Source organism: Nitrosospira sp. NpAV (assembly GCF_000832065.1).
Lineage (GTDB): Bacteria > Pseudomonadota > Gammaproteobacteria > Burkholderiales > Nitrosomonadaceae > Nitrosospira.
Map to the genome: position 1 here is coordinate 131,462 of NZ_JXQM01000010.1, position 17,704 is coordinate 149,165.

At 52.4% G+C, this 17,704-nt stretch carries 19 protein-coding genes; 15 read left to right on the top strand and 4 right to left on the bottom strand.

Translation table 11 applies throughout. From position 1 onward, the window contains the following. The first annotated feature begins 1 nt into the window (after position 1). The 5 genes from SQ11_RS07830 (at position 2) to SQ11_RS07850 (ending at position 3,601) form a co-directional block, all read left to right on the top strand. Positions 2-418 carry a hypothetical protein gene (locus tag SQ11_RS07830; RefSeq protein ID WP_041513588.1) on the top strand — a complete coding sequence of 139 codons (417 nt, stop codon included), beginning with the start codon at positions 2-4 and terminating at the stop codon, positions 416-418. Positions 419-562: 144 nt separating this feature from the next. Continuing rightward, a complete protein-coding gene (locus SQ11_RS07835) occupies positions 563-1,201 on the top strand; it encodes a MarC family protein (RefSeq protein WP_041513589.1) in 639 nt (212 codons plus the stop codon). A 163-nt stretch (positions 1,202-1,364) separates the two neighbouring features. Continuing rightward, positions 1,365-1,802: a GFA family protein gene (locus tag SQ11_RS07840; RefSeq protein WP_041513590.1), complete on the top strand. Its 438-nt coding sequence runs from the start codon at positions 1,365-1,367 to the stop codon at positions 1,800-1,802. Positions 1,803-1,951: 149 nt separating this feature from the next. Then, positions 1,952-3,034: a nucleoside hydrolase gene (locus SQ11_RS07845; RefSeq protein WP_052494079.1), complete on the top strand. Its 1,083-nt coding sequence runs from the start codon at positions 1,952-1,954 to the stop codon at positions 3,032-3,034. Between the two features lie 195 nt (positions 3,035-3,229). Then, positions 3,230-3,601 carry a hypothetical protein gene (locus tag SQ11_RS07850; protein ID WP_041513591.1) on the top strand — a complete coding sequence of 124 codons (372 nt, stop codon included), beginning with the start codon at positions 3,230-3,232 and terminating at the stop codon, positions 3,599-3,601. Positions 3,602-3,707: 106 nt separating this feature from the next. Here SQ11_RS07850 and nadB read toward each other — a convergent pair whose 3' ends face one another. After that, positions 3,708-5,312: an L-aspartate oxidase gene (gene nadB, locus SQ11_RS07855; RefSeq protein WP_041513592.1), complete on the bottom strand. Its 1,605-nt coding sequence runs from the start codon at positions 5,310-5,312 to the stop codon at positions 3,708-3,710. 343 nt (positions 5,313-5,655) lie between these two features. On the opposite strand from nadB, the gene rpoE reads away from it, so the two are divergent. From rpoE to recO, 10 genes are all read left to right on the top strand, one after another. Beyond that, on the top strand, positions 5,656-6,258 hold the full coding sequence (rpoE, locus tag SQ11_RS07860) for an RNA polymerase sigma factor RpoE (protein WP_004177450.1): 603 nt from the start codon (positions 5,656-5,658) through the stop codon (positions 6,256-6,258). A 2-nt stretch (positions 6,259-6,260) separates the two neighbouring features. After that, the gene (locus SQ11_RS16420) at positions 6,261-6,827 is read left to right on the top strand and encodes a sigma-E factor negative regulatory protein (RefSeq protein ID WP_052494082.1); all 567 of its coding nucleotides are present in this window, start codon (positions 6,261-6,263) and stop codon (positions 6,825-6,827) included. Further along, on the top strand, positions 6,824-7,813 hold the full coding sequence (locus SQ11_RS07870; RefSeq protein ID WP_041513593.1) for a MucB/RseB C-terminal domain-containing protein: 990 nt from the start codon (positions 6,824-6,826) through the stop codon (positions 7,811-7,813). Before SQ11_RS16420 ends, SQ11_RS07870 begins: the two co-directional genes overlap by 4 nt. Before the next feature lie 307 nt (positions 7,814-8,120). Continuing rightward, the gene (locus SQ11_RS07875; RefSeq protein WP_041513594.1) at positions 8,121-9,536 is read left to right on the top strand and encodes a DegQ family serine endoprotease; all 1,416 of its coding nucleotides are present in this window, start codon (positions 8,121-8,123) and stop codon (positions 9,534-9,536) included. Then, positions 9,520-9,798: a glutaredoxin family protein gene (locus SQ11_RS07880; protein WP_052494083.1), complete on the top strand. Its 279-nt coding sequence runs from the start codon at positions 9,520-9,522 to the stop codon at positions 9,796-9,798. Before SQ11_RS07875 ends, SQ11_RS07880 begins: the two co-directional genes overlap by 17 nt. Before the next feature lie 433 nt (positions 9,799-10,231). After that, positions 10,232-12,028, top strand: coding sequence for a translation elongation factor 4 (gene lepA, locus SQ11_RS07885; protein WP_198140824.1), 1,797 nt, complete (start codon positions 10,232-10,234; stop codon positions 12,026-12,028). Between the two features lie 51 nt (positions 12,029-12,079). After that, positions 12,080-12,883 carry a signal peptidase I gene (gene lepB / locus SQ11_RS07890; protein WP_041513595.1) on the top strand — a complete coding sequence of 268 codons (804 nt, stop codon included), beginning with the start codon at positions 12,080-12,082 and terminating at the stop codon, positions 12,881-12,883. 70 nt (positions 12,884-12,953) lie between these two features. Continuing rightward, positions 12,954-13,622, top strand: coding sequence for a ribonuclease III (gene rnc / locus SQ11_RS07895; protein ID WP_041513596.1), 669 nt, complete (start codon positions 12,954-12,956; stop codon positions 13,620-13,622). Positions 13,623-13,706: 84 nt separating this feature from the next. Beyond that, complete coding sequence (era, locus tag SQ11_RS07900) at positions 13,707-14,612, top strand: GTPase Era (RefSeq protein ID WP_041513597.1); 906 nt, start codon at positions 13,707-13,709, stop codon at positions 14,610-14,612. Positions 14,613-14,722: 110 nt separating this feature from the next. After that, positions 14,723-15,451, top strand: a complete 729-nt coding sequence (gene recO, locus SQ11_RS07905; protein WP_041513598.1) for a DNA repair protein RecO — start codon at positions 14,723-14,725, stop codon at positions 15,449-15,451. An 88-nt stretch (positions 15,452-15,539) separates the two neighbouring features. On the opposite strand, the gene SQ11_RS07910 is transcribed toward recO, so the two are convergent. From SQ11_RS07910 to SQ11_RS07920, 3 genes are read right to left on the bottom strand one after another with little or no spacing between them, the layout of a single operon-like run. Beyond that, positions 15,540-16,055 (bottom strand): YeeE/YedE family protein, encoded by a 516-nt coding sequence (locus SQ11_RS07910; protein WP_041513599.1) that lies wholly within the window; start codon positions 16,053-16,055, stop codon positions 15,540-15,542. 18 nt (positions 16,056-16,073) lie between these two features. Further along, a complete protein-coding gene (locus SQ11_RS07915) occupies positions 16,074-16,508 on the bottom strand; it encodes a YeeE/YedE family protein (protein ID WP_041513600.1) in 435 nt (144 codons plus the stop codon). Positions 16,509-16,548: 40 nt separating this feature from the next. Beyond that, positions 16,549-17,436: a universal stress protein gene (locus SQ11_RS07920; protein ID WP_041513601.1), complete on the bottom strand. Its 888-nt coding sequence runs from the start codon at positions 17,434-17,436 to the stop codon at positions 16,549-16,551. Positions 17,437-17,704 lie beyond the last annotated feature (268 nt).

Genomic DNA, 17,704 nt, shown 5'->3' on the forward strand with positions numbered 1-17,704 from the left:
TATGGGTAAATTCTTCGTTACTCTACTTGTGCTTTCTTTCCTGGCGGGTTGCACATCCAGCCAGAGACGTGTCGATAGCGAGGAAATGTATATCAAGGCCTCTGCACTGACTAAACTGTCTGCGGCAGTGGAATCGACCGTCCGCTACAAAAATCCACCACCCGAACTTGACGAGAACGAATTATTGAAGCTGGCGACCCGGCATGATCCGATCCTGCTGGAGAATTTCAAAGGCTATAAAATCAGGGTACTACGCAACGATCGCCACTCGGTTGTACTGGTATGCGACGTAACCGGGACGCATGCGTTACTGGAAGATACCGGATGTAGCGGCCCCATGGACCGCAACCGCTGGATGGAAAAACCGGCGCCATGCGACTTCTCAATCGATACGAAAGCAGTTTGCGGGAAAGATTGAGTGCACTTGCACTTGCAATTCCGCCCCTAAGATCGTTGCCTATCTGCTTGCTGAATCACCAGTTGAGCGTCTGCGCTGAGAGAAATCAACCAGCTACTCGATGGCGATATGGGTGCGCAATATTTAACATATTCGAGCTAGAGAATGCTTTCAATTTTAGCGCTAACCATCAAAAAATCTGTCACACTCTTTGTACTGGCGGGACCTGTTTCCATGATTCCGGTTTTTCTTGCCGTCACGGAGGGTCTTGACCTGCACAGCAAGATCCGCTTTGCCAGGACCATTGGATTTAGCGTCACGGTAGCATTGCTGGCGGCAACCTTTCTCGGGATGCCTATTCTCGGATTGCTTGGTGTATCGCTCGGGGCAATGCAGGTTGGCGGAGGAGTTATTGTCTTGCTGCTGGCAATAGCAATGGTTCTTGGGAAGGAATCCACCTTCAAGGGATCGCCTTCTGTCATTAACGAATATGGGGTGCGGGAAGCGGCCATCGTTCCTCTGGCGGTGCCCCTGCTGGCCGGGCCGGCAGCATTCAGCTATGTCATGGGAAACAGCGCATGGCAAACCTCGGCGGATCTGATCCATGTCGTGGTGCCTATCCTTATCGTAGGTACCGCGTGCTGGATAACCTTTTATATGGCTTGTCAGGGAGAGAAGAAAATTCGGCAGTCTACTTTGGATGTTGTACAACGCATCGGGGGATTTATCCTTGCGGCAATGGCCATAGAAATGATGGCCGCCGGGTTGCGTGGACTTTTTCCCGTCCTTACTCCGGGCTACTAGCGTCGAGAACGAAAGCTCACGTTTCCCGATGCCAGTGGTTAATCCCCATCCGTGATGATGGATAATTAAATGCTAACGAGGGTCATTCATTGGCGATAAACAAGGATCGATCGAGTCTGATCCCGCGCTATCCTCGTCGCCCGGTCACTATGGAGAGTGCATTATGACAAACAGCAAAAAAACTTACAAAGGCAGCTGTTTCTGCGGTGCGGTTCAGTTTGCGGTCAGCGGTGAGCCAGATGGAATGGGTTATTGCCATTGTGAGTCGTGTCGACGCTGGTCGGCAGGGCCTGTCAACGCCTTCACTTTGTGGAAACCCGAAATGGTAGAAATCACGCTGGGAGCGGAAAACATCGGCACTTACAGCAAGACGCCGCACAGTTATCGCAAATGGTGCAAAACATGCGGAGGTCACATCTTCACCGAGCATCCAGGCATGGGTCTTACTGATGTATATGCGGCAGTCATTCCAGACTTTCCTTACCACCCAGGCATTCATGTGCATTATCAGGAGGCGGTGCTGCGCATCAAGGACGGATTGCCAAAGATGAAGGACGGACCGAAGGAAATGGGTGGCTCGGGTGTCAGCGTGGCGGAATAATACGGCAGACTCCTCAGCTTCGCCACCCAGCAAGGTGCTGACCAGCCAGTCGTTCGCTGTGGTTACGACTGAGGCACGCTTTGTAAAACCCCTGTTAGTTATTACGGGAAAAAATAATCAATTCTCACCTTCTTAAATAGAGAGATATTATGTCTGATCCGCTTGCCGTTATTATCGATACGGATGTAGCCCTTGATGACTGGATGGCTATCCTTTTCCTGCTCTCGAATCCCAGCATCAAGGTCGTCGGCATTACGACGACCGGCGTCGGAGCTGCGCACCTGACAGCAGGGACGAATATTGTGCAAAGTTTACTCGCTGTAGCGGGTCAGCCCGACATCAAGGTGGCGAAAGGGACCAGCGTGCCACTGCTGTACAGCAACGTGTTCCCGGGTGATTGGCGAGCGCTCGTCGATAAGGCCTACGATCTCAGCTTGCCACAGAACCCAAATCCCGCGCAATCCGTGTCAGCGGTTCAATTTCTGCAAGATACGATCCTCAATGCGCCTTCCCCCATCACCCTCCTCTCGATTGGTGGCGGAACCAATTTGGGAACCCTATTCCAGCAGGCATCCACGGATACGATGGAGAAGCTCAAGGCGAATATCTCCGCCATCTACATGATGGGAGGCGTCATCAACCAGGTGGGCGAAACGACCGTCCCCGGCAATGTAAATGCATTCAACCCAGACTACCGAAATACCGTCGCAGAATGGAACATCTTCATCGATGTGCTCGGCGCCAGCCTGGTATTCAATTCGGGAATTCCGGTCACGCTGATTCCGCTCAATGCGTCCAACATGGTCCCTCTGAGTTCGAATTTATACGGTCAGCTCGAGGCCTTCATCGTCGCACGGCAGAATTTTGCCCCGCCTGCCGCGCAGTTGGTGTTCGCGGGGCTGTCAAACCCCTCGAATCTCGCATCGATTCAAGCCGGTGAATACTTTTTCTGGGATCCCCTGGCCGCAATGGTACTCACCAACAATGACCTGGTGCAGACGACCCCCATGCAGCTCACCATCAACCAGATGCTCGATGAAGAAAACGACACATCCGGACAGCTCCTCACTGGTTCTGGCCCTACCGTTGACGTAGCCATATCTGTTCCAAGCGCTTATGCGGTCCAGTCATTGTTCTTTAGTGCAATCACTGGCGGCGCACCCCTTTCTCCCCCTGGCGTCCCGATCATTCCTATACCCCCGGTTGATCCCACGAATACTACGAGCGCCTGATCGAACCCCTCTTATTTCGATTTGTATGAGAAACTAAAATTGTATGTCGCCAAAGCGATTTAGAAGGATGGCAGCCTAAATTAAGAGACCCTTTACCTCATCAGTTATTCAAAATAATATCGGATCGACACATCGCCGAGAAGCTGATGGGACACTGATAACTTTTGATTCAAGAAATGCAAAGGTAAGCTAAAAATGTCGAAGAAGGTCGAAATCAAGTGGTTAAGCGAACCAGAAGCGCACGACTATCAAGCTGCGCTATCGTACCTGTCCCTGATCTATGATGAACAGACAGCCACCACTCATGCGGATCAATTGAAACGCATACCGATATCCAAGTTCAAGGCAAAAGATATTTTCAGGGCGTCCGATTTATCATTGCTTGGGGTAAGCAACGCCCATGTTGAAAAAGATCAGCAGAAAATAAAATTGGGGGAGCAGTTATCGCCCCTCCTTCTGATAAGAGATTCAGTCAACGGAAAAACTGTCGTTGCGGATGGATATCATCGATTATGCGCGGTCTACTCTTATGACGAAGATGCTGTTATCCCATGCAAAATCGCGTAGTACCTTCACCATCTATCTGACCAAATCTGACTACCAAAGATAAATCTGCAAACATCAGGGGCTTGTTCAGAGATTGCGTTACTTAGGGAGTGCCGCAACGCTTATCTCAGTTCCGCCGTTTCAACACCGTATCCCAGGCCTCCGGCAACAATTCCGGATAATCCCGGCTGTAGTGCAGGCCGCGGCTTTCATGGCGCAGCATGGCGCTTTGCACGATCAAATCAGCGGTATCCACCAGATTGCGTAGTTCCAGTAAATCGCTGGTGACGCGAAAGTTGGCGTAATACTCATTGATTTCCTCGTGCAGCAGCTGGATGCGATGCTGCGCGCGCTGCAGGCGCTTGGTGGTGCGGACAATGCCGACATAGCTCCACATGAAGCGGCGCAGTTCATCCCAATTGTGAGAGATTACGACTTCCTCGTCAGCATTGGTGACGCGGCTCTCATCCCACTGCGGCAACTCCACAGCGGGCTGAGAAGGCTGGCCGACGATATCCTCGGCGGCCGCCTGGCCGAATACCAGGCATTCCAGCAGCGAATTGCTTGCCAGCCGGTTGGCGCCATGCAGGCCGGTATGGGCGGTTTCGCCAATCGCATAGAGATTCTCCAGATCCGTCTTGCCATTCCAGCCGGTAACGATGCCGCCGCAAGTGTAGTGCGCGGCGGGTACAACGGGGATAGGCTGTCTGGTGATATCGATGCCGAATTCCAGGCAGCGGTTATAAATATTGGGAAAATGCCCTTTCAGGAAATCCGCCGGCTTGTGAGAAATATCGAGATAAACGCAATCGAGCCCGCGTTTCTTCATTTCAAAATCAATGGCGCGAGCAACAATATCTCTCGGCGCAAGCTCCGCGCGCGAGTCATGCCTGGGCATGAAGCGCGAACCGTCGGGAAGCTTAAGCAGGCCGCCTTCACCGCGCACCGCCTCGCTGATGAGAAACGATTTGGCATGCGGATGATAAAGGCAGGTCGGATGGAACTGGACAAATTCCATGTTGGCCACGCGGCAACCCGCGCGCCAGCCCATGGCGATGCCGTCGCCGGTCGCGGTATCGGGGTTGGTCGTATAGAGATAAACCTTGCCGGCACCCCCTGTGGCCAGCACGGTGCTATTGGCGCCGATGGTATAGACCTTGCCCGCCGTGCTGTCCAACACATAGACTCCATGGCAGAAGTTGTTGTTTTTATCGGCGCGGCCCAGTTTTGCGCTGGTGATAAGATCGATCGCGACATGGTGCTCAAGCACCGTAATATTGGGATGCGTACGCGCTTTTTCGATCAGGGTCAGTTGCACGGCCTGTCCGGTCGCATCCGCCGCATGAATCACCCTTCGCACGCTATGGCCACCTTCCCGCGTCAGGTGATATCCTGTTTCGTGACCCTGATCACGCGTGAATGGCACCCCCTGGGTAATCAGCCACTGAATGGCCCGCGGGCCGTTTTCCACCACGTAACGGGTCACTTCTTCGCTACAAAGACCCGCACCCGCGGTTAGCGTATCGCGGATATGGATCTCGGGAGAATCCTCTTCCGATAATACCGCGGCAATTCCTCCCTGAGCCCAGCCGCTGGCACCGTCCAGCAGGGCCTTTTTTGTGACAAGGCCCACCTTCTTGCTTTGTGCCAGATTAAGAGCAAGAGTGAGGCCCGCCAGGCCGCTGCCGATTATTAGCGTATCAAAATAAAGCCGGGGTGTCTGGGTTTGCATGGATGATCTTTCCTGAGAGCGGGAAATCATAACAGACTCATTGCAGACTTGGCGCTTTCATCCCTTCTTTGCATAATCCTGAATGCGGCGGTTGACTGCTGGTTGACCACTAACTCTTTAGTTTCTTCCCGCTTGAACTTCGTCTCTTGGGTGAGTCCGCGGGATTCAGAATAATAACCACGTTTTCGAGTGAACTAATTTATACTGCCCGTTGTCTCTTGCTACAGACCAGGCACAGCACGCCTTGCGTGTAATTCCCCGATGACCCTTGAACGGGTATACTTGGACAGCTATGTCATAAACTTAGCAATCCAATACCAATAATATTCAGGGATCAGGCGGGATGGGTGACCGGGAAATCGACCAGCAGCTGGTGGAACGCGCACAACGTGGCGACAAACAGGCGTTCGATCTGCTGGTGGTCAAGTATCAACGCAAACTGGCGCGGTTGCTGTCGCAATTTATTCGCGATGCGACCGAGGTGGAAGATGTAACCCAGGAGGCCTTTATCAAGGCTTATCGTGCGTTGCCGTCATTCCGGGGCGACAGCGCGTTTTATACATGGTTGTACAGGATTGGCATTAATACCGCGAAGAATTTTCTGGTGGCTCAGGGGCGGCGGGCACCAACCACCAGTAACGGATTTGATGCCGAAGATGCCGAAGGCTTCGAGGAAGCCAGCCAGTTGCGGGAAATGAATACGCCGGAAAGCGAACTTACTAGTAAACAGATCGCTCAAACGGTTAATCAGACCTTGGAAGAACTACCTGAGGAATTGCGTACGGCAATTACATTAAGAGAAATTGAGGGGCTAAGTTATGAGGAAATCGCGGTCATCATGAACTGCCCCATTGGTACGGTGCGATCACGCATATTTCGTGCTCGTGAAGCGATAGCGGAAAAACTACGGCCCCTTCTGGGGACCGGCAAAGATAAGAGGTGGTAGTGATGAAAAGTCAAATATCGGCATTGATGGATGGTGAACTGGATGAGGAAGATGCGGCCAGTATAATCGCCCAGCTCAAGAAAACAGAGGAATTACGCGACGAATGGGCGGTTTATCACCTGATCGGCGATGCCATGGGGCGACCGCAGGCGAGATCCGCACACATCGCCCGGCGCGTAAGCGCCAGATTGGCTGTAGAACCAACCGTACTGGCGCCGCGCCCCCAGCCGGCCAGACACAAGACCAAAGTTTATGCGATGGCGGCTTCGGTAGCGGCAGTAGCGGCGGTCGGGTGGATAAGTCTGCAGACGGCGGATCGATCACCGGAAAACCTGAACCTGGCGGCCAGCAAGCCGGCTCCCGCAACCTTGGTTGCGAACCAGCCAACTCCTCAATCAACCGTAACTGCTACGCAAGCAATTCCTGTCATTTCGGTTTCAGCGCCCGCTCCCGCCCAAATCAACGATTACCTGTTGGCGCATGGTCAATTTTCACCTAATACCGCGATGCATGGTGTAGCGCCCTATATGCGTACGGTCGCCGAATCGCGCGAAAACTCTGCCAGATGACACGGGTAGCACTGGCTGCCCTCTTGGTGCTATCCGGCATCAGTCAGCTTGTATTTGCGCAACCCCCCTCTCGTTCCTCCCCCGAGGCGCTCGAATGGCTGCAAAAGATCTCCGCTGCACCTCGTCAGTACAACTATATCGGCACTTTTGTCTATTCATCCGGCAATCATATTGAAACGTCGCGCATTATCCACTTGGTGGATGCGGATGGCGAACATGAAAAAAGCGAGGTGTTGGACGGCGCACCGCAGGAAATCGTTCGCAATAACGATGAAATGAGATGTTATATGCCGGAAAGCAAGACCATCGTAACCGAAAAACGTTGGCTGCAGAAGGTTTTCCCCGCATTGCTTCCCCAACCGTTGAGCAATCTCGATGATAGCTATATTGTTAAGGTAGGCGGACAGGAACGCGTCAGTGATCATGCATGCCAGATAATTGAACTGGAGCCCAGGGACGATAAACGCTATGGTCATAAGTGGTGGGTGGACACCCGTACCGGTGTGTTGCTGAAAGCCGCAGTGATGGATAAAGACCGGGTGGTGGAGCAATTTGTTTTCACACAGCTGAAAATCGGCAGCGAAATCAATAAGGAATTGTTGAAATCAAAATATGGAGGGAAAGCCGCCGGATGGCGCACCATCAATCTGGTGTCATCCACCATCGGGAGCGGTAAACTGGGCTGGCAGATAAAGGATTCGCCGCCGGGATTTAAAAAGGTTATTGAAATGAAGCGCAACCTTTCCGGCAAACCAATGCCGATCGGCCACATCGCGCTGTCGGATGGTCTCGCCGCCGTATCGGTATTTATTGAACCGATAACCAGCCAAGTGCCTCCGCCGGTTGAAGGGCTCTATCGCAGTCGCGGCGCAATCAATATTTACAGCCGTACCGTGGCGGACAACATCGTGACAACGGTGGGTGAAGTCCCACCGGCCACCGTCATGCAAATTGGAGATTCGGTAGCGACTCATAAAGTGAGATAAGTGCAGGCCGGTTACATCCCGTGAATAGGGTTGGATATCTTTGCCTCGGGCCAACTGGTGCAACACTATCCACGAATTGCCATTCAGCCGTTTACGATAATTTCTGGGCCGATCTGGTGAAATACCGGGCTAAACTATCGTGGTGTGGCATATTGGTTTATTTGTTTAAAGCCAATACGAATCCGTTTGGAATTTCATTTCCAGCAAACTTGCGTGATGGCCTTTCGATATGATAGGTTGACAAAGACTTCGTTGACCCTATCGCAATTGCACATATTGTTTATGGTGTCTTTAACAAAGGTGGAAAATGATAGCTAAATATATTCTGGTGGCGCTGTTTGGATTGTCCACCGCGGTCTCCGCACAAACACAGGTATTACCCGATTTCACCAGTATGGTTGAAAAGGAGGGGGCCTCCGTGGTGAATATCAGTACCGTGCAGGCTCCCAACATGGGCGGTAACCGAGCTTTTCCGGGGATGCCGAATATTCCGGAAGATGACCCATTCTTTGAATTTTTTCGCCGTTACATGCCTCCTCATGGCGGCGCTCCCAGGGATTTCGAATCGAAATCCCTGGGTTCAGGTTTCATCATTACGTCGGATGGCTATATCCTGACCAACACACACCTCGTGGATTCCGCCGAAGAAATCACCGTGAAGCTTACCGACAAGCGCGAATTCCGCGCCAAGCTGATCGGCGCCGACCGCAAGACCGATATTGCCCTTCTTAAAATCGATGCCACCGGTTTACCCAAGGTGACCCAAGGCGATCCCAACAAACTCAAGGTAGGCGAATGGGTCGTGGCGATCGGCTCGCCCTTCGGATTTGAAAACAGCGTGACCGCCGGCATCGTCAGCGCTAAAGGACGTTCGCTGGCGCAGGAGAACTTCGTGCCATTTATTCAGACCGATGTGGCGATCAATCCCGGTAATTCCGGAGGCCCGCTATTCAACATGAAAGGTGAAGTGGTCGGCATCAATTCTCAGATTTACAGCCGTACCGGCGGCTTCATGGGGTTGTCATTCGCCATTCCCATAGATGTAGCCACAGATATTTCGAACCAGTTGATCGCTCACGGCAAGGTGAGCCGTGGCAGGATCGGCGTGCTGATCCAGGAGGTGACCAAGGAACTTGCGGAATCCTTCGGATTGCCCAAACCCAATGGCGCACTGGTCGCATCGGTGCAAAAAGATGGCCCCGCCGATAAAGCGGGCATTGAAGCAAGAGATGTCATTCTGAAATTCGATGGTAAACCTGTAAATGCCTCGGGCGACCTGCCGCGTATCGTCGGATCCACCAAACCGGGATCGAAGGTACAGGTACAGGTATGGCGGAATGGCACCACCAAAGAACTGACGGTAGCGGTGGACGAAGTCGCGCCGGAAGAAAGAGTTGGAGGTCGTGGCGGCAAACGAGGCAAAGCGGCCGATACAGCCAATCGCATCGGGCTGAGTCTGAGCGAACTTACCGCCGAGCAGAAACAGCAGTTGGAGATAGAAAATGGCCTGCTGGTGGAAGATATGGTGCCGGGCATCGCCAGCCGCGCCGGCATTCGCCCGGGCGACGTGATACTCAGCATGAATAACCAGGATGTCAAGACCGTCGAGCAACTCAATCAGTTGCTCAACAAAATTGAGAAGGGCCGCAACATCGCATTACTGGTAAGACGCGGCGATACGGCGACTTTCATCACAATGAAACTCAATGGCGAGAGTAAGTAGCGTGGCCACTCCCGATCCGGTGGAACTGGTTGTGTACAGCCGGGAACATTGCCATCTTTGTCATGACATGATTGCCGCCCTGCAGGAATTGCAGGCGCGGCTTTCCTTTCGCCTCGAGGTGGTGGATGTGGATAGCAGTGCCGATCTCAGGTCGCGTTATGGCGAGCGTGTCCCCGTACTGGTGTCAAAAGGACAGGAAATTTGTCATTATCATTTTGACCCTGTCGCACTCGCCCGGATATTTCCCCAGATCGCGGAATAATGGCGAGGGGATTTGTGAGCAAAGCACTCGCCGGTATCCGCGAAGGCGGGTGGTACAATCCGATTTAACGCTATTCACCAAATACCATCAGTCATGTTGCTTATAATAATTCCCGCGCCGGTCTGGGGAAAATATCCAGGCTAGATGCTTATTTTGCCGAAATTCGCTAAAATGCGCACTTCTTGATTAAAACAGGGTTTGCCGGATCGGCAGAACTTGCGAGGGTTGAGCCATGGCTTTCAAAAGGGCACAGCATGTGCCCTTTTTAGTTGTCCGCCGGGACGCCCAACCGACACCTTTGATTATCCCGCCTCTGATCGATGATCCTAAATCCGGCAGTTGACCGCTCTTTTTTTCATTTAATGACCCCTGATGGCTTTTTCCCTCACTTGCCCTTTACTTTCATGGTGAGTTCGCTACTGCCGGACTTAGGATGATGCAACACATTCGTAATTTTTCCATCATTGCCCATATCGACCATGGGAAATCCACCCTGGCGGATCGTATCATCCATTTATGCGGCGGCCTTTCAGACCGCGAGATGGAGGCACAAGTGCTGGATTCCATGGATCTGGAGCGCGAGCGCGGAATTACCATCAAAGCGCAGACCGCCGCCCTGGAGTATAAGTCGCGCGACGGCAAAGTATATTTGCTGAACCTGATCGATACGCCCGGCCACGTGGATTTTTCCTATGAAGTATCACGCTCTCTCGCCGCCTGCGAAGGCGCGCTGCTGGTAGTGGATGCATCACAAGGCGTGGAGGCCCAGACCGTTGCCAATTGCTATACCGCGATCGAACAGGGCGTGGAAGTGGTGCCGGTGCTGAACAAGATTGACCTGCCCGCCGCCGAACCGGAACGCGTAATCAAGGAAATAGAAGACATCATCGGCATAGACGCCCAGCAAGCGCTGCATGCCAGCGCCAAAACCGGTGTCGGCGTGGAAGATATTCTGGACGCCGTCATTGCACGCATTCCCGCGCCGAAGGGGGATTCCGCAGCACCGCTTAAAGCGCTGATCATCGATTCGTGGTTCGATAACTACGTCGGCGTGGTCATGCTGGTGCGGGTAATGGATGGGGTGCTCAAGCCCAGGGACAGAATATTGCTCATGGCCAGCAAAGCGGTTCACCTGTGTGAGCAGGTCGGCGTGTTCACGCCCAAATCAAAAAACCGGGAATCGCTGAGCGCCGGCGAGGTCGGCTTCATCATCTCCGGCATCAAGGAATTGAAATCGGCCAAAGTGGGCGATACCGTAACATTGGCGGATCGTCCCGCCGCCCAGCCGATGCTCGGTTTTAAAGAAATAAAGCCCCAGGTATTCGCCGGACTTTACCCGGTGGAATCCAACCAGTACGATGCTTTGCGCGACGCACTGGAGAAACTCAAACTCAACGATTCGTCCTTGCAATATGAGCCCGAGACGTCGCAGGCGCTAGGTTTTGGTTTCCGCTGCGGCTTTCTCGGCCTTCTGCATCTCGATATCGTTCAGGAGAGACTGGAACGTGAATACGGCATGGATCTCATCACCACCGCGCCCACGGTGATATATCAGATACTGATGCGCGACGGAACAACCATGGAAATCGACAATCCATCGAGAATGCCCGATCTCTCCAAAATAGAGGAAATCCGCGAGCCAATCATTACCGCCACCATACTCGTTCCGCAGGAATATGTGGGATCGGTTATTACGCTTTGCATCAGCAAGCGTGGGATACAGAAAAACATGCAATATATGGGCAGGCAGGTGATGCTGACCTACGAAATGCCACTCAATGAGGTTGTCATGGATTTTTTTGACAAATTAAAATCCACCAGCCGGGGTTATGCCTCGCTGGATTATGAATTCAAAGAGTTTCGCGCCTCTGATCTGGTCAAACTGGATATCCTCATCAATAGCGAAAAGGTGGATGCGCTTTCGCTGATCGTGCATCGCGCCAATAGTCAATACCGGGGGCGTGAACTCGCACAGAGAATGCGCGAACTGATTCCGCGGCAAATGTTCGATATCGCCGTACAGGCCGCCATCGGCGCGCACATCATTGCCAGGGAAAGTATCAAGGCATTACGAAAAAATGTGCTCGCCAAGTGCTATGGCGGCGACATTTCCCGTAAGCGCAAGCTATTGGAAAAACAGAAAGCGGGGAAAAAACGAATGAAGCAAGTCGGTAACGTCGAAATCCCGCAGGAGGCCTTTCTTGCAATCCTGCAGGTGGGCGATAAGTAGCGAATAAGTGCGGCGCTGAACATCATCCATATAAAAAAGAAGGAATAGGGAATGAATTTTCCTCTCATCATGCTGATACTGCTGGTAATCACCGGGGGTATTTCATTGCTTGATCGCTTCGCGCTGAGGCGCCATCGCGCGCCGGAGGCGCAGGGACCTTGGTGGGTGGAATATCCGAAAAGCTTTTTTCCGGTCATCCTCATCGTATTCTTTTTGCGCTCGTTCCTGGTGGAGCCTTTCAAGATCCCGTCGGGCTCGATGATCCCGACGCTGCTGGTGGGAGATTTTATCCTCGTCAACAAATACACTTATGGTATTCGCCTGCCGGTCGCCAACATCAAAATAATGAGCGTAAACGAGCCCAAGCGCGGTGAAGTGATGGTATTCCGCTACCCCGAGAATCCATCGATGGATTACATCAAACGCATCATCGGCGTACCGGGTGACACAGTCACTTACCGTGATAAACAATTGAGCATTAATAATGTCCCGGTGAAAATGGAACCGGATGGCGAGTACACCTATATAGAGTCAGGTCTGAATTATGTTTACAGCCGGCGTTTCCGCGAATCACTGGCTGAACAAAACTATAGTACCCTTATCAACCCGGAAGTTCCCGATATGCATATCGCCGGCGTACGCCCGTTCCCGCATCGCGAAAATTGCTCCTACAACGACAGCGGATTTACCTGTAAGGTGCCTGAAGGTAATTATTTCACAATGGGAGATAATCGCGATAGCAGCAGCGATAGCCGGTACTGGGGATTTGTGCCGGAACAAAATATTGTCGGCAAAGCATTCATGATCTGGTGGAACTTCAGCGATTTAAGTCGTATCGGGCTATCCATTAAATAACGGGAGAAAGATATCCCAATCTTGCCTCGTTATTTCATCAGACTTCTAGAATCGATCGCTCATCGGTAAGATGGTCAGCAATACACTTTGCCGAAAACTCGGCTACGTCTTTAATCATCCGAAGCTGCTATCTCAGGCATTGACTCACCGCAGCCATAGCCTGCCGCACAATGAGCGCCTTGAATTTCTGGGCGACAGCGTCCTTAACTGCGCGGTTGCCGGGCTGATATTCAGGCGATTCCCCAGCCTTACCGAGGGCAATCTATCGCGAGTGCGGGCCAATCTTGTCAATCAGCAGGCATTGGCTGGATTGGCGCAAACACTTGAATTGGGAGGATTGATCAGATTTGGCGAGGGAGAACTCAAAAGTGGCGGAGATCGGCGTCCCTCGATACTCGCCGATACGCTGGAGGCAGTGCTGGGAGCGATTTATCTCGATGGAGGTTTTGCGGAAGCAGAGAAAGTCATCGTAGGTCTTTTCACCCCCCTGCTCCACGGATTGGATCCGCAGACGCTGGGTAAAGATCCCAAAACCCTCTTGCAGGAATATCTTCAGAGCCGCCGACTGGCTCTTCCGCAATATGCTGTTATCGCCACCACGGGTGAGGCCCACCAGCAGCAATTCCAAGTGGAATGCGTGGTACCGAAACCATCCATTCGTACGGTGGGCTCAGGGGCTTCTCGTCGCAGTGCCGAACAGGAAGCGGCCCAGCAAGCCTATGAGCAGCTCCAATCATAATTAAGGATTAAGCATGAAACGAACAATCCCTGACATTTTTCTCGTCGTAATGATCTCACCGTTCTCAGTCGAGCACCGCCAGCCATGACCACCGATCCCGACTATCATAGCGGCTATGTCGCTATCGTGGGGCGACCCAATGTCGGCAAATCCACGTTGCTCAATACTCTGATCGGCCAGAAAGTCAGTATTACTTCAAAAAAATCGCAGACCACCCGCCACCGCATCAATGGCGTCCTCACCGACGCACAATCCCAATTTATCTTCGTCGACACGCCCGGTTTTCAGACGCAACATACGAACCGCTTGCATAATGCGATGAATCAGGCGGTCATCCAGAGTATACGGGATGTGGATGTAGTGATACTGGTAATCGAGGCATTGCGTTTCGATGAGCGTGACAGGCTTGTAATGAAACTCTTGCCTGCAATGGACAGGCCGAACAAACCAGTCATTCTTGCCGTCAACAAAGTGGATCGCCTGTCCGACAAATCGAAGCTCCTTCCATTTCTTGAAAACATAGCAAAGGAATACGCATTTGCCGCGATCATCCCGATAAGTGCGGAGAAAGGAATACAACTCGCTGATCTGATATGCGCGGTCCGGTCGTATTTACCGCACAACCCACCGTTGTTCAATGAAGACGAAGTCACCGACCGCAGTGAGCGATTTATTGCCGCTGAACTGATTCGAGAAAAACTTTTCCGCCTGTTGGGGGAAGAGATCCCCTACTCCACCAGCGTTATCATCGATCAATTCATAATGGAAGGTGAACTGCGCAGGATTCACGCCTCCATTATCGTGGACAAGCCTAATCAGAAAGCCATCGTCATTGGCAAGGATGGAGAAAAACTCAAACTGATCGCCACGCAGGCGCGCAAGGACATGGAGCAAAATTTTGGCGGTAAAGTATATCTCAACGTCTGGGTAAAAGTGAAAAGTGGTTGGGCCGATGATGCGCAGGCATTGAAAAGCCTTGGATATGAGTAATCTCCCGATTGCCGGGAAATGATTGTTTAGCGCTATGATTGACGGAGATTCCTTACGCCACTTAACCCTCAACCTTTTGATGGGCTCGCTACACAACGCCAGATTTATGAATGATCGCGGATAAACAGGTGCAGGAGGCTCAGCCGGCATTCGTCCTGCATGCCTATCCCTACCGGGAAACCAGTCTCATAGTGGAGACTTTCACTCGCAGCTTCGGAAGAGTGCCGCTTGTGGCAAAAGGTGCCAAGCGTCCCCGATCGGCGCTCAGGGGATTGCTGCGGGCATTTCAGCCTCTGCTGCTGACCTGGGGAGGGAAATCCGAATTACGCACGCTGCATAAGGCGGAATGGCAAGGTGGTCAGATGCCGTTGCAGGGGACAGCCCTGATCTGCGGTTTCTATCTCAACGAACTGCTTGTACGATTATTACATCGTCATGATCCCCATGAACAATTATTTTCGTACTATCAGGAAACGCTGGCGGCATTGAGCATTGAGAAGGATTACATTCCCATCCTGCGGCGTTTCGAGCAGCGCATGTTGCGCGAATTAGGCTATGCGTTGACGCTCGATCATGATGTCGCATCGGGCAAGCCCACAGACCCGAATGAAGACTACTGTTATGAAATCGAACGCGGACCGGTGGCGTGGGATGAAAGCAATCCCAACCACGGCTTGCGGCTGAGCGGCAAAACCTTGCTGGACATGGAAAAAGGCGATTATTCGAATGCCGCGACCCGGCAGCAAAGCAAATCATTGATGCGCTATATACTCAACCACTATCTCAACGATCAACCGCTGCACACACGTCAATTACTGAAAGACTTGCAGCAATTATGATTTCTGCCATCCTTACGATGGAATCCGCTTTCCGGTTGCCCACCGGAACGTGAAAGGTCAAAGTCGGCAAGTCGGGCCAACTCTCTCCTCATCGGGTTTCTATATGTTCCACCCTACCATGAGTTGCCGGATTGCCTGATACGGCGGTTGCAATGTCATTCCTCGGCTTCCGCATTTTGGAGAAATTGTTGGATCGGCCTCTCTCTAGAATTTCAAAAATCCCCATCCCCAGCAGCATGGCTACTACAAATACCGTCCCTTTGACGCTGCCGCTTCCGAGCAAAACCAGCGCCGGACCGGGACATATGCCCGCCATGCCCCAGCCAATGCCAAATGCAAGACTTCCCAGAATCAATCGCTTGTCAATCACTCGCGAAGCGGGCAGATTCATTGAAAGCCCCAGGTAGCTGCGCATACGCCTGCGGGCCATGGCAAATGCCACTGAACCGACACCAATCGCGCCCGCCATCACCAGCGCAAGAGTGGGATCCCATGCGCCCGTGATATCAAGAAAAGACAGCACCTTGCCGGGATTCGCCATCCCCGCAAGAATCAGTCCTAACCCAAAAATCAATCCTGATACCAATGCTATGATGCTGGCCATTTTGCCCCCCCTCAGATCCTATATCTGGAAAATGTGCCGAATGACATAGACAGTGACAAAACCCGTGCCCATAAAAACCAGGGTTGCAACGATGGAGCGCGGCGACAGGCGTGATAACCCGCAGACGCCATGCCCGCTGGTGCAACCGGAACCGTAACGTGTGCCCAGCCCAACGACTAAACCGGCCATCGCCATCATGGCATAGCTGCCATCGATACGGATGGCAGGCAGGCTTAAAAACAGCTGCCATACCAAAGGTGCCGCGATCAGGCCTGACACAAAAGCAATACGCCAGTCTATATCGTCCTTCTGAGCCTTGAATAACCCCCCCAGGATTCCAGAAATCCCCGCAATCCGGCCGTTAAAAAGCACCAGTATAGCTACTGCCATACCGATGACCGCACCCCCCGCCAACGCAGACCATGGCGTGAACTGACTCCAGTTGATTAACATTTATCCTCCTCACGCTGTAGTATGTTCAATGTTCCTGCCTTCACCCCACTATTAACACGTCGCAACCCGCATCCTGAACCACTTGTTTGGTGACGCTGCCAAGCAACATATCTTCCCACCCTGATTGCCCATGCTTGCCGATGACGATGAGATCGGGTTCAAGCAATTTTGCTCTTTCCTTGATGACGGCGGATACGCGACCCAATTCCACTATATGGGACAACGGACCGGCTGCAGCTTCCCACTCGGCGACAAACTGCCGCATCTTTATGTCCTTTTTTGCTTGTAATTCAGCGCGATAAATCTGAACCTGCTGGTCGCTTACTCCGCCAAAAAGCAGTTTGCCCTCGAATGGCACCTCAAATGCATGCAGGGCAATAATATGCGCGTGCGGAGCAATATTCATGGCAAATTCCATCGCGCGCCGGGAGCATTCGGAGAAATCCACCGGTATCAGTATCTGCCGGTACGGTACCTTCGGTTGCCGCTTGACAATCAACAGTGGACAGGCCAGCGTGCGCAAAACCTTATCGACAGTGGAACCGACAAACAGTTCTTGCATCAAACCCCCGCTGTGAGCTCCCAAGACGACCAGCTCAGCATTTAAAAGCTCGGCGTAGCGGACAATCTCCGTGTGTGGGCGGCCAACATTCAATGTTATCGTCGCGACTGGAATCCCGTAACTTTCGGAGAGTTTGTATTTAATTTCGTCCATCCGCTGGCGGGACGATTCCATCAGCCGGCGTTCCGTATCCAGGAGAGGATGGGTCAGGTTACGCAGGGATTCCAACGCCAGACTGTCGATGACATGCAGTAGATCCAGCGATTCACTACCCAGCTCATACGCCAGCATGGCGGCGCGCGCTTCTGCTTGACTCGCAAACGGAGACATGTCGGTCGCAACAACTATCCGTTTTACTGGAAACATAATGGACTTCCTTTAATAATGATTTGAGTATTGACGATAATGGTTTGAGTATGGACGATATCGCAATCAACTTACATAATAATTGTGCTCATTGCCGAGATCTTCGTACTCCAGATTGGCGGGGATAAAAGATAGCCTGATCACGAATGGCTCGAGAGTGCCGATTTCCCCACTTGGCAGGGTTATTGCCAGGCTTTTCCTCGGTTAACGGGATCTCACTCTCGGGTGTTCATCATGACTCAGCGATAGGATGCCCCTTCTGCCGCTG